The sequence below is a fragment of the Mucilaginibacter daejeonensis genome (assembly GCF_020783335.1).
Taxonomy (GTDB): Bacteria; Bacteroidota; Bacteroidia; order Sphingobacteriales; family Sphingobacteriaceae; genus Mucilaginibacter; species Mucilaginibacter daejeonensis.
The window spans coordinates 3,323,832-3,337,238 of record NZ_CP086068.1; the positions used below are offsets into that span (position 1 = coordinate 3,323,832).

Annotated in this window: 8 protein-coding genes; all 8 read right to left on the bottom strand. The window is 47.1% G+C overall.

All coding sequences use genetic code 11. The annotated features are described in order from the left end of the window. Nucleotides 1–28: 28 nt before the first annotated feature. Nucleotides 29–2,758, bottom strand: a complete 2,730-nt coding sequence (locus LLH06_RS14190) for a glycoside hydrolase family 2 protein (protein ID WP_228169950.1) — start codon at nucleotides 2,756–2,758, stop codon at nucleotides 29–31. A gap of 83 nt (nucleotides 2,759–2,841) precedes the next feature. Further along, nucleotides 2,842–3,609, bottom strand: coding sequence for an SGNH/GDSL hydrolase family protein (locus LLH06_RS14195; protein WP_228169951.1), 768 nt, complete (start codon nucleotides 3,607–3,609; stop codon nucleotides 2,842–2,844). Continuing rightward, entirely contained in the window at nucleotides 3,599–5,614 is a 2,016-nt protein-coding gene (locus LLH06_RS14200; protein ID WP_228169952.1) for an FAD-dependent oxidoreductase, read from the bottom strand. Before LLH06_RS14200 ends, LLH06_RS14195 begins: the two co-directional genes overlap by 11 nt. Before the next feature lies 1 nt (nucleotide 5,615). After that, nucleotides 5,616–6,107: a hypothetical protein gene (locus LLH06_RS14205; RefSeq protein ID WP_228169953.1), complete on the bottom strand. Its 492-nt coding sequence runs from the start codon at nucleotides 6,105–6,107 to the stop codon at nucleotides 5,616–5,618. Between the two features lie 10 nt (nucleotides 6,108–6,117). Then, nucleotides 6,118–7,536, bottom strand: a complete 1,419-nt coding sequence (locus tag LLH06_RS14210) for a RagB/SusD family nutrient uptake outer membrane protein (protein ID WP_228169954.1) — start codon at nucleotides 7,534–7,536, stop codon at nucleotides 6,118–6,120. 10 nt (nucleotides 7,537–7,546) lie between these two features. After that, on the bottom strand, nucleotides 7,547–10,882 hold the full coding sequence (locus tag LLH06_RS14215; protein ID WP_228169955.1) for a TonB-dependent receptor: 3,336 nt from the start codon (nucleotides 10,880–10,882) through the stop codon (nucleotides 7,547–7,549). A 210-nt stretch (nucleotides 10,883–11,092) separates the two neighbouring features. After that, nucleotides 11,093–12,232 (bottom strand): FecR family protein, encoded by a 1,140-nt coding sequence (locus tag LLH06_RS14220; protein ID WP_228169956.1) that lies wholly within the window; start codon nucleotides 12,230–12,232, stop codon nucleotides 11,093–11,095. 286 nt (nucleotides 12,233–12,518) lie between these two features. Further along, complete coding sequence (locus LLH06_RS14225) at nucleotides 12,519–13,103, bottom strand: sigma-70 family RNA polymerase sigma factor (protein WP_228169957.1); 585 nt, start codon at nucleotides 13,101–13,103, stop codon at nucleotides 12,519–12,521. Nucleotides 13,104–13,407: the final 304 nt, after the last annotated feature.

Below are 13,407 nucleotides of genomic sequence, written 5' to 3' on the forward strand. Positions count from 1 at the left end.
TTGATACGTGGCATTAAAGAATTCAATTTCATTGCGTGATCGGCACCTTGATCTGCTCTGCGTTGAACGCATCAAGCATCAATACCGCCGACTTATTGGCACTTGCAGGCGGTTCAATGGTCACTACCTTCGTCTCTCCTGGCAGTAGGTTGAAAAAGTTATCGGAGTAAAAAGTTGGCGCCAGATTATTGCCTTTACCATCCTGCAACTTAAGCTGGGTAAAAAACGATAGTCCTTTGGATGGATTGCGCACCTCCACCGTCATTATGTCTTTACCATTAATCCTTTGTTTCGTGACGGCGGCCTCTACCCTAACACGCGGTAGCTTATTGATATCCTCGAAACCGGATACTGCCGGCCCGGTCATGGTCCATGCGCCTTTATATTCGTCTCTCGAACGCCAGTAGAATGCATCCGAGATCAACTTCCCGCCACGGCCCTTTAATTTCAGTTTGATAAAGTGGACCTGGCCCACATTTTCAGGGAATTGGATCTTGATAGCATCGTTCACCACACCATCGGCAGGGATATCGATCACCGAGCTTTTAGACCAGATGAGTTTGCTTTCTAAGCTATATACCTCAGCCTCTAGTTTATAACCCTTATAACTTTGACGTAGATCATTGTACACCGAAACGGTATTCTTCAGATAGTCGAACTGCGGATGCAATGGTGCCAGGCCGTTTTGCGAGTAGTAGAGCGCTGCGGTAGGTTCCAGATACCAGTCGTACATGCGCGATGCCGTTTGCGGTGCCGGGCTATTGTGATACCAGAATAAAAATCCTGATGCCCAGCGATCACCAAAGTTGAACTTGTTGTAGTTCCAAACTTCCCATATGGCCCTAAAATTCAATGCGCCTACGAACTGCCCTTTTTTGGCGAACTCCTCGATGCTTTTAGACGGACCAAATGCGTTCACGGCTTCGCGGTATCTAGTGGTCACCTGGTGAAAACCGTTCCCGTCCAGATAGTTCCAAACCGCATCATTGATCGGCCATGCCTGGTCTGCGGGCATCATTTTGAGTATCGATTCGGCTATAGGTATACAAGGTGCGCCGTACTCTGGGTTGAACCCATCTACCCGGCTGCCACGGCGTGACGCGGTATTCTCGAAATACTGCATAGGGTTCTCATACTTGTAAGGGCTGCCATCATGTATGCCGCAACACTCTGATTGTATTTGATAGCCAATGGTAGGATCAAGCTTATAGATGAGTTCGGCTGTACCGGGAACCTCTTTAGCCTCGTTGGCCGCCACATAATAAGCCACCGATGGGTGTTTACGGATGCGTTTGACGGTATTCTCAACGTTACGCAGATACAGAGCGGTATCTACCGGAAAGCGAGTATCGCCTGTAAGCCAAAACTCGTTCCATACCATCAACCCAAATTCATCGCAAAGCTGGTAAAAATAGTCCGACTCGGCTATTCCCCCTCCCCATAGCCTTAATAGGTTAACACCTGCCTGGCGCGTGTACCTCAACTCAGCATAGGTACGTTCAGTACTGTTGCGTAACATGGCCTCGGGCACCCAATTAGTGCCCCTAATAAACACAGGAACGCCATTTACCAGGAAGCGTCTGGAGCTGTCAGGGGTGTTTTGATCTGAGGTTACCTGGCGTATGCCAAAACGCGTAGTGGAGCTATGGCTTAAAGTACCATCGTTACTACGGAATTGCAAGGACATGGTGTATAAATGGGGTTTACCTTTATTAACAGGCCACCACAACTTAGGCCGTTGAATGTTCAGTTGCTTAAATTCTTTGGGGCTGAAAGTGATGGTCCTTTTCTCGTGTGCAAGCAAGCTGATCTTTTTGCTGAAGGATATACCAGCTTCGTTGATGCGTCCGGTAAGCGATCCGCTTTGTGGTGTTCCAGAAGCGTTTTGTAGCTCTACCGTTACTGTTTCTTGAGCATGAGAGGTGTCAGGCAGGTCCATTTTGGTCATCACGAAAGGGGCGTCCATGGTCACGTTGCCGGTAGTGTACAACTCTACATCCCTCCAAATACCAGTGTTACGGTCGCGTACACCATCGGGTATGGTAAAATCCCAACCCACGCTCATCAGCATGGTCACATCTTTACCGATCTCGCCATCGCCGCCATTGCGGTTCTCTCCTACGGCACCAACGCGGTCGTTGTTCTTACGCTCTGACGTGCCCGGATGATCAACAGGAAGCATGTCCACAGCCAGCACGTTAGCCCCTTTCCTGTTCACAATATTGGTAATATCAAAACTCTGTGCATTGAACATACCTTCCATATTTCCCAGTTTATGACCATTGAGCCAAATCTGGCAACTATAGTTGATACCATGGAACTTAAGCCAGGTCCGCTTGCCACTTAAGGTTGATGGAACAGTGAATGACCTACGGAACCAGTAATGATAGAACTCGCGCCCGGCATCGGCGATATCAGGGATAAGCTTCTTGGATTTGCGGTTATTGTCGCTGTAATACGGATCCGGGTATACCTTGTTGGCCACCAAGCTGTTCAAAACCGTTCCCGGAACTATGGCCCGCTGCCATTTCCCAGTATGATATCCCGGTTTCGAGATCTGCTTACCCTCGGCACCTGCCTCACTGGCGTTGATCATTTGCCATTCGTATGCTTTGGAGGTGCCGGCTTTTGACCCCAAGAAAATGGAATTAGTGGCAGAAGGCGCGGTAACCTGAGCCGGTCGTTGAGCATGTACGTTGATCACTGTTAAACAGGTAGTGATGATCGTTGTGAAAAGCGAAAGTGATGTTTTTAACATTGAGTTTCTGATTGGTTAGGCAAGTAGTATAGGTGTATGATGCCGGTCGATTTATTCTTTAATTTGGATCTTTGATATGAATTTTATTCCACCGTAATAGAGTTCATGGTCAAAAGTTTATTCAGGAAGCCTGGATAGCTATTGTTATCATTGGAGCCGTCGCCTTTGGTAATGCTATCCCCAAAACATACGATCTGTTCGGTAGGGAGTTTGTTAGCTGTTATATATTCATATACCGAAAGGCCAATGAACCGATAGCCGTTGGCCGTAGGGTGGATACCGTCGGTCTTGTTTGCATTGGCCTCGTTCTGTATCAGTGAATCTTTATCTAACCCTACCTTACCTATGGCTTCGAACCGCATACCTATATCAAGCAGGTGCGCCCGGTGTGCTTTAGCCACCTTTTTGATCACCTCGTTCACCTGCCGGCGGCGTGTAGCTACACCCTCCGGTTGGTAGAAAGATGCCGGGTGCCTGGTCAGCAGATATGGCTCATACAAAGGCAAAATGGTCATGATCAACAGCTTGCTTCCGCTTTTTGTTATGAGCCGGGCAAGCTGATGCATATTTGCTTCATACTGCTCCAGCGGAACATGCTTAACGCTGTTCATATCATTGGTACCCGCCATTAATATGGTCAATTTGGGATGATGCGCAAGGCAATCTTTCTCGATCCGGGCAAGCATTTCATTGGTGTTATTACCACCGATACCTGAATTGATGATACTTACAACGCCTATATTGATGCTATCAAAAGTACCCTTATCGCTTGCGAATATTTTAGGCGGCAGTGACAATAACGCGGCACCTGCGCCTATTCCTTTGATCACTTGTCTTCTGTTAATGGTCATTGTGTGTCGCTACTTTTTGTGGAACAAATAATACAGCGTCGGCCACTACCGTGCCGTTAGCACCTTCAGTCGATATTTCAACAAACCCACGCTTTTTGAGTTGAAGATCGGCAGTGCCTAAAGCCACCCACTCGCCCGAGGCTTGCCCTACGATCTGTATCTCATTCTTTTGGATCTTTTTGATCACAAGCTGTTCTCCATTAAAGATCTTTACCGAGGTAACGTCAGATGGGTTGGGCACTTTGGAGAAGTAAGCATATACCTGATATTTGCCGGGCGTAGTGATCGCGGCCGTGAATCGTACAGCAGAGGTCTCTGCCGGCGCTGTCGCTTTCAAAAACGAAGGGCCATAGCCGCCGTTCTTTTCCTTGCTCCAGGTACCGGTCACTGTTACATTTTGGGTATCGTCATTGTCGATCAATGCCTCCGCTAAGCTATGATCGGCCAGCGGGTTACTTTTTAATTTCTTTTGTAATTTGGTAACATTGATATGTTGTATAGCACAACGGTCATCAATGGCCTGGCAAGCTGCCACTGCCGATGATTGCCCCAGCACCATGAACACCGGCTCCATGCGTATAGATCCATAGGCCATGTGGCTGGCCGAGAGGCAAACGGGAACGGTGAGGTTGCTACACTCATTTTGCTTTGGCGTGATCGAGCGATAGGCGATCGGGTATGGGCTGATCCCGCGTAATTGCACATCGCCCTCATTTTTGACCATACCATTGACCACCAAACGTTGTGCATTGTGCGAATCCATGTTATAAGCTCCCATACCTACCCCATCAGGCACCACCAATTTGCGTTCGCAGTTGGCTTGGGTCATGACATAAGCGCCGATCATACGGCGTGCTTCGCGCACATACAGTTGTTTGGTGAAGTGCCCACTCTCTAAGTATTCATCTTTTGGGTAGCCCCACTCCAGCATTTGGGTGCGCAAATGTTCGGGCATACGCGGATCATGGCCGGCAAAATATAACAGACCTTTGGTATAGTCTTCGTGCGCAGCCAAAATGGCTTCACGGGTTTGATAGCTGGCCTCGGGATACTCGTAATTCATGCCGATCATATCGGTAGAAAATGGGCCGTTATTATTGATGTCGGTCTTGTGATTGGGCATCAAACTCATTTTCAAAAATGCCCATAGGTCCTTACTTGGTTTGGCAGCAAGATACCTGAGTAGTAATTCATACCGGCTTGGATCGTACCTTTCTGGCTTGGTGATCTGTATGCGGTTGTCAGGGTCATCACTCAGGCAAATGCGAAAGTTGTAAGCCTGGATCTTTTTATCGCCTGTACCATTGGGTTCCAGTTCAGCGTCGCTGATGCCCCACAGCAAGCCGCTTTTGGGATCGCCCGGTATCTTATATGGGTCAATGTTATCAGGGAACTGGTGTTCATGCTTTAGCTGCACGCCGCTTACCGTCTCATTATAAACTGAATTGTCTTCGCGTCCGATCGTGTAGCTTACACCTGCCTTTGCCATAAGATCGCCCTCGTATGAGCAATCAATGAACTGTTTGGCAAGTACCGACCTTTTTGCAGCTTGCGGATGCTGGCTTTGTTCTAACCGGATGCTTTTGATAACGGTCCCTGTCTTGCTGACCGCATTGAGACGCCAATTGTAATAGATGGTTATTCCTTTCGCCTTTGCATATCTTCGAAACACCGCCTCAGCGACTTTAGGCTCAAATGTCCATTGCTCCAATTTACCATAGTGCTGGCCTATCTGTCTGTAAAAATCGCGTGCCAGCCCAGTGACCACGTACTTGTTACCAATGTCGGTAAAGCCCAGCCCGCCGCTGGATAGGCCACCCAGCCGGTCGCCTGGTTCGATCAGTATCACGCTCTTGCCCGACTTCGCAGCTGTATAGGCAGCGATCACACCGGCCGATGTTCCGCCATAGATACACACGTCGACCCCTGGCTGTACCAGGGGCCGGGCGTGTGCCCATTTAAGGGTGAGACCAAACAGTAATAGCAATATGAATTTTCTGTTCATTTTAATTGGTCAGGGTGTAAGTGAAGGTCTTGTAGTTACGGTCAGACCCCATGCCCACCTGAACATTGTTAGATGCGGTGGTCATGGTGATGATGATCGTGCGGTTGCCGGTAAGTGGGCTGTTGATCACTGGTATCTGTATATCCGAGTACCATTTACCGGCCGGGATAGTGACCGTTAATGCCGCCGGTGGCGTGTAATTAGTACCTGCCACAGCAGTTCCTGATAAGGTATAGTTAACGTTAACATCAAAGTTTTTCAAGGTATTAACATACACCCTGGCCACGGCGGGTGATACCGACACTTTACCTGATGCCGAGTTGGTGATCGTGGTAGAGGCTGAGGCGCCCGAACCTGTATTGGCATTAGAAGCGATATAGACCGCATCTACCACCGACCCTGTTACTTCATCTTTTTTACAGCTTACGGTCACTGTAAGGCACAATGCCGTAAAAAGCACATATATTTTGGTTGTGATCTTGGTATTGAACATGATGCAAAAATTAATAACCTGGATTTTGAACTAAATTTCTGTTTCGGATGATCTCGGTTGCAGGTATCGGCCAGCGCAAATAATTAGCGTCGGTAAAACCGGTGACCGTAGCATATCTGCCTGTGCGTACAAGGTCATAGTACCTTTTTCCTTCAAAGGCCAGCTCCGTAAAACGTTCGTTCTCGATCGCTAAACGAACGTCACTTTGTGAGGTGGCGGTGGTGGCACTTAGTCCGGCCCTCGTCCTGATCTGGTTCAAAAGCGCTATAGCCTGAGTGGTCTGTCCAAGCTCATTCAGCGCTTCGGCACGGAACAGGATCACCTCTGCCAACCTGTAAATAATAAAGTTAGAATCCTGGAACAACACAGAACCTACCAATGTGCCGGGATATTTGGCAATGTAGATCCTATTAGCATCACGGAAGGGGGCGGGCGTGGCACCAGTGTTTTTATAAGTAATGGCAGCTCTCAGGTCGGTAGCAGTTAATGCGGTTAGTAATTTGTTAGATGGCAAGTAGCGCCAGTTGCCTGCGATATAGGTGCCTCCTATTGGCAGGAACTGCTCGGTCAATCCATTTACATCATTCGTTCCAGGGGTACCTTCCTGGTTCGCATTATTGTATTGAATCTCCAGGATAGATTCAGACTGATTTTTCAGCGTGAAAAGGTTACCAAAATTAGCGCCTGATACAAGCGAATAACCCGCGGGGCTGCTTATGACCAGCGCCGCAGCATCTGCCGCTTCCTGATACTTTTTATTCCACAAATAAAGGTCGGCCATTGCCGTGCGTACCGCAGCTTTGGTGGTCTTTCCTTTGTTCTCGATAGTGGTAGAGAAAGGCAGATCTGGCACCAGAGGTTCGGCAGCTTTCAGGTCTTTTTCTATTTGTGCGAATATTGTCGCACGGTCGTTATTCTTTGGGAAGAAGTCGTTGCTTAGATCTTCATAAGGCTTGATGATCAGCGGCACGTTCTCGAAGGTCCTCGCCAGGTAAAAGTAGAACAGGGCACGTAAAAAATAGGCCTCGCCAATGATCCTATCTTTACGACCGGCCAACGATGGGTCGGTAATGTTGGGTACGTTGGTAAGAACACTGTTGCAGCGATTTATGCCACTATACAAAGCGTTCCATCCGTTCACGTAACTGTTACTTGCTGAAACATTTCCATTGACCACCTGCAGGTCAGCGCTTAACGGCCTGTCGGTAGCTGCAAGAATATCGGCACGGCCATCTCCCCAAAGCTCGAAGTTGGTCGGTAATTTCTGAAGCACATCGTAACAAGCATTGATCGCATTATCAGCGTCTGAAGCCGTTTTGTAAAAGTTCGACGGTGTGATCTGGCTGTCGGGAACCTGATCAGTTACCTTGGTGCAGGAAACTGCCCAAAGGCTAACCAAGATGATAACGGTTAATATATTGAGTTTCATTTTTTTCGAGTTAAAATCCAACATTGATCCCAAAAATGTAAGCGCGGTATTGAGGATAGGTGCCTTGATCCACACCTAACTGAATAGAACTAGCCTCAGGGTCGTAACCAGTATATTTAGTTAGCGTGAACAGGTTTTGCGCAGTAGCGTAAAGCCTGCATGATCTAACCTTCACTTTTTCAAGTAAACTGGTGGGCAGTTTGTAGCCGATCGTCAGGTTCTTTGCTCTTAAGTATGAGCCGTCCTCTATCCAACGGTTCGAGAACCGCCTGTTACCAGCAGGGTCTACATAATTGGCTCGTGGAATATCGGTGATGTCGCCTTCATTTCTCCAACGGTTCAACAACGTTACTGATCCGTTGAAACCGGTGGCCGATTCGGCGGCATACCGTGTTCCGTTAACGATGTCGTTGCCGTAGCTAAAGGTCATCAACAAGTTGAGGTCGAAGCTACGCCAGGTGACCGTGTTGGTAAAGCCACCTGTGAACTTGGGCTGCGCATTGCCAATGATCATACGGTCATCAATGTCGATCGTGCCATTACCATTCAGGTCCTGAAAGATCATATCACCACCTTTAAAAACATATCCGTTGGTACCGAAGCTTGTACTGGTGATCTTGGCTGTATTATCGGTTGAACTACGATACACACCAGACTCTCTCCAGCCATACAAACTACCGATCGGACTGCCGACCTGCAAAATATTGTACGATGTAAGCGATCCCGAAAGACCAGCTCCTACGGTTTGAATGATGTTAGCGGCGCCACTATAAAGTTGCACTACCTTGTTACGATTGAATGAGATGTTGAAATTGCTCCTCCATGTCAGGTCCTTGTTGTCGATATTGATCGTGTTCAGACCAAACTCGAGACCTTTATTCTGGGTAGCACCAATATTTTGCAACACAGAGCTAAATCCTGATGTATTAGGTAAAGGCACTTGTAGCAATAAGTTAGAGGTATTCTTCACATAGGCGTCTATCGTAAAACTAACTCTTGATGCGAACAAAGAGATATCGACGCCAGCATTATACTGGAGGGTGGTCTCCCAGGTAAGGTCGGGGTTAGGGAGCGTAGTAAGTGCTATACCGCTTTGACCTAAGTAATTGGCCCCTGTAGAATATTGTCCCTGTGCCACATAATCGCCTATGGTCTGGTTACCTGTTTTACCGATACTTGCCCTGAATTTCAGATCATTGATAGCCGAGGACTTGTTCCAAAATGACTCGTTCGATACGCGCCAGGCAGCAGAGACCGCCGGGAATATCGAGTAGCGTTTGTTGGCGCCAAACCTCGACGACCCATCGCGACGGGCTGATGCCTCTAACAGATACTTATCATTGTAGGCATAACCTACGCGTGCGAACGCCGAGGACAATCCATAGGCCGAAGTACTTGACGATACACTGGTAGGTGTGGTTGCTGCATTTAAAGTATAAATGTTGTTGGTAGAGTATGGCGTACCTCTGCCATTCAAAGCGAACGAACTGCGTTCCTGCTGGCTATAACCCAGCAATCCGGTCAGGTGATGCTTGCCTACATCGTGCGAGTAACTTAACGTGTTCTCAATGATCCAGCCGGTCACGTTGGAATTAAAGGCCTCTCCTACCGCAACACCGTTACGCACTGCATCAGATGGTTGAAAGAACTGGTCCGTGACAGCGTCATAGTCAAGCCCTGCCGTACTGCGTAATATCAGCCTCGGAATGATCGTATATTCACCGTAGATATTTCCTTTTACGGTGCTTACCTGGTTCATGTACTTGAGCTTGTTGGCAAATGCAACAGGGTTGATAAAGCCTGATACATCTCCCTGATAAAAGGTACCATCGGGATTATAAATGGGTAAGGAGGGTGATTTTTTTAATGCCACCTGGATCAGGGACGAGGCGCCGTCATCAGTAGAAACACGGTTATTGGTATATCTGGATAAAGACAGATTGGTACCGAATTTGAACTTGCTGGACGCGTCGTAGTCAAGATTGATACGGCCCGTACCACGTGTGAAACCCGATCTGATGATGATACCCTGCTGATCCAAATAGCTGCCGCTTACCGAGAACCTGAGTTTGTTCTCTCCGCCACGTACCGATACCTCATAATTAGAGATCGGTGCGGTGCGGAACAAGGCGTTTTGCCAATCGGTATTCGAAACCGTACCGTCGGGTGCCGGCAGTAAAAATCCATATAAAGAGGTGATACCGTCATTTAATGCGTTGGCACGTCCTTCCTGTATCAGGTCTATGGCTTGCTGGCTGTTCATTAACTTTACCCTACGGTTAGGATTATCTTGTTGAAAACCGGTATAGTAATTCAAGTTAAATACGGTGCTGCCTTTTTTACCATGCTTGGTGGTGATGAGCACCACGCCGTTGGCTGCCCTTGATCCATAAATGGCCAATGCACCAGCATCTTTTAAAACCTCCATCGATTCAATATCATCGGCATTGATGGCTGCCAAAGCCGAAGGCTGACTCCCCGATAAGCTGATGCTGCTTAAGGTGCCCGACTCTACCGGCACACCATCGATTATGTAAAGCGGATCGTTACCGGCATTGATCGAAGTGGTTCCCCTGATACGAACGGTAACACCACTGCCCGGCGAACCTGAATTTTGTATCACCTGTACACCGGTGGCACGGCCTTGTATAAGTGATTGAGGGGTTGCCACGGGTAGGTTCTCGATGTCCTTACCCTTGATAGACGATACTGCCGATATAACGTCTTTCTTTTGCTGCGTGCCGTAACCCACCACGACCACTTCATTCAGTGCCGATGGCGTCTCTTCCATCACTATATTCATGATGTTCTTGCCTTTCAAAGGCACTTCTTGTGAAGTATAACCCATTAGGGTAAATACGATGGTCCCGTTATCATCGGGTACCCTCAGGGTAAACTTCCCCTCTGCATTGGTAGCTGTTCCTGTGGTAGTTCCCTTGATCGAAACGCTGACACCTGCTAATGGCTGTCCTTTATTGTCGTTGACCGTTCCTGTTACAACGATCGGTACAGCGGATCGGGTGATGATGGGCGCAATGGGTGTTGCGGATGTGACCTTCTTTTTAATAACGACCGTATTGCCGTTGATCACAAAGTTGAGCGGCTGATCTTTGAAACAGGCCTCTAGGGCATCGGTCAACGATCCGTTAGCAACGTTCAAATTGACAGGTTTGGCTGTTTTGATCATTGCCGAATTGTAAATGAAGTTAAATCCCGTTTGTACGCTCAAATTGGTCAATACATCGTCCATCGAGGCATTCACGACACGGATATTCACCTTCTGTGCGTAGCTTGCTGCGTTAACCTGAATTAGGGCAAGTGCCCATATTACGATGGTTAATTTCATTACTCTCAGAAATTTAGGTGGAATGCAGGAGCAAGCCCTGCATATCATTGCAGTAAAATTTTTATACATTTGAATGTTAGGTTATTGTATAATTGGTATCAGAACTACTAAAATGCGGGACCTGATCCAGCTTCTCAAGGCTGGGATCACCGGGGACGCGGCAATGTAACCGGTGATCTTTTAAGGACGCATTTATTCAAGTGAGGAGAGTTATCGCATAACGGTGATCCTCCTTCCATCTATCTTAAAGTGAACGGTCCCTGTTAATTCCAGGTTATTTAAGAGCTCAGAGATATTTTTGTATTTGGTCACCCGACCACCGTAATCGTCTGGTGAAAAATCCTTTTCATAGTTTATGTCAACGTCGTACCAGCGTGATGCCTGACGCATGATGCTAACAAGACTTGCATTGCGGAACTGAAAAAAACCATTCTTCCAGGCAACTGCCTCCTCTACATTCACCTTGTTTACGATGAATCCATCTTGGTTGCGAGCGCCGACAGCCTGTTGCCCTGGTGTGAGGATCTGCTTTTTGCCGTTACGGGTCAATTTTACTGACCCTTCCAGCAGCGTGGTCCTGGTGTCAGGCTCGTCATCGTATGCCGTAACATTAAAGTGTGTGCCTAACACTTCGATCTCCTGATCATTAAAGACCACTTTAAAGGGCCGGTGCTTATTCTTGGCCACCTCAAAGTAAGCTTCACCGCTGATGTATACACGGCGCTCTTCGTTGTTGAAGGCTATAGGAAACTTTAAATTGGAAGCTGCATTAAGCCAAACCTTCGTACCATCTTCGAGTGTGATATGATACTCGGCCCCGCGCGGAGTGGTAAGGGTGTTGTATCCGGCCTTAGCGTTCGCCTTGCCTGCTGACGATACGATGTAGTTCAAGGCCCCACTCTTTTCTTTGCGTACTGTCATGCCCTCCTGATCGACCAACGTACCGCTTCCCTCGTCTGACAGTACGATCTCTTTTCCACTTGCAAGCTTCAATACAGCTTTATCCACACCGGGCTTTATATCATTTTTTCGGAGCACATGTGTAGTGATCACGCTACTTGAACTTTGGATCTTGCTCCTGATCAAGATGCTTGTTGTCAAAAAGATCAAGATCGCAGCGGCAGCATACCACCTAACACCAAGGCGAACAACGGGACTAGCTATTTCACCTGTAGATCTGCCGAGCTTTGATAAGATACGCTCCCCCCTTTGATGGTCAGCTATGTCCATTTCATCGGGATCAGCAAATTCGAAGTCATCCTTATAAGCCATGATCTTTGCGATCTCTTGTTCAGATGCGTCTCCAGCCAAATATTTTTCGAAAAGAGTGATATACTCGTTACGTGTCATGGTATTGTGCGATCAAGGGCATGCCTTTAATATAGTAGAGTGTTTTTCAAAGCCGCACACACCATCTTGATAAATATTTTAGGGTTAGTTATGACATGAAAGACGGTCACCGACCAAGCGCGACACAAGTCCGGGTACTATTTTCAGCCAATTAACAGCTATAGACGAACGAGGAATTAAATGTTAAAAGTTCGCCCCCTTTTTTGCGAGTTGCGGCCGCTATCATCTTGTCCAGCGACCATATGCAAAGACGAGTTATCCTTTCGTTGTATGCGTACAGATAAACTTAAAAAATTTGGGTGGCTGAGATCAACAGCACCATGATCTCTTTAAGGTTAAACCTCAGATGTCGTAATGCTATGGTGAGCTGATTCTCGACAGAGCGTTTAGAAATGTTCAGCATGTTCGCGATCTCATCGTTGGTGAGGTAGTCTCTCCTGCTAAGTAAAAATATCTGCCTGCATCGCACTGGCAACACGTTGAGATAAGAATCAAGCAGTTGCTCCAGTTCATCAGAGTGTATCTTTTCGCTGCCTAAATTGTAGCTAACGATATCGTTCTTTGCTTCCAAGTCTTCGCTGAAGATCATCACCTCATTCTTCGACCTTTTTTGATGACTGTATACCTGGTAACGTATAGAAGCCTTTAAGTAATGCTCAACATTGCGGATGCCTAGGAATTTACGCCTACTCCATAGATTTAAGAAAAGATCATGCACGACCTCCTCGCAAGCGGTCTCGCTTCGAATATATCTTTGCGCCGTACGGTATAACCTCAGCCAGTACCGTTCAAAAAGCACGGTGAACGCACGATAGTTATCGCCGACGATGAGAGACCATAAGTCGGCGTCACTTAAGGAATGGAGTTGCATGTTTATACTTGGTTAAGTAAACATACTGTTAAATAATGAGAGAGAACAATCAGCGGCAAATTTGAAACGAATCGACAAAAGAATGATACAGATCATACTTGTTGATATTGCGATCATGGCAAATAGGGAATTATGAGTAGCGAAAATGCCCTTTTGATGATCAGAGTTTTAATTTTCAGGATATTTCTAAAATTATCTTGAAAACAAATACCTTATATTTAACCGATGTCAAGGCTTTTGGGAATTAAAACTGGATGCGGACGGTCACAAAAATAGTTTATCGGATACTGGTTCTTGCTTAGCT

Excerpts from the sequence above, each read along its gene's own strand:
- LLH06_RS14190 (WP_228169950.1), bottom strand. The coding sequence starts at position 2,758 with ATGTTAAAAACATCACTTTCGCTTTTCACAACGATCATCACTACCTGT.
- LLH06_RS14220 (WP_228169956.1), bottom strand. The coding sequence starts at position 12,232 with ATGACACGTAACGAGTATATCACTCTTTTCGAAAAATATTTGGCTGGA.
- LLH06_RS14225 (WP_228169957.1), bottom strand. The coding sequence starts at position 13,103 with ATGCAACTCCATTCCTTAAGTGACGCCGACTTATGGTCTCTCATCGTC.
- LLH06_RS14210 (WP_228169954.1), bottom strand. The coding sequence starts at position 7,536 with ATGAAACTCAATATATTAACCGTTATCATCTTGGTTAGCCTTTGGGCA.
- LLH06_RS14205 (WP_228169953.1), bottom strand. The coding sequence starts at position 6,107 with ATGTTCAATACCAAGATCACAACCAAAATATATGTGCTTTTTACGGCA.
- LLH06_RS14215 (WP_228169955.1), bottom strand. The coding sequence starts at position 10,882 with ATGAAATTAACCATCGTAATATGGGCACTTGCCCTAATTCAGGTTAAC.
- LLH06_RS14200 (WP_228169952.1), bottom strand. The coding sequence starts at position 5,614 with ATGAACAGAAAATTCATATTGCTATTACTGTTTGGTCTCACCCTTAAA.
- LLH06_RS14195 (WP_228169951.1), bottom strand. The coding sequence starts at position 3,609 with ATGACCATTAACAGAAGACAAGTGATCAAAGGAATAGGCGCAGGTGCC.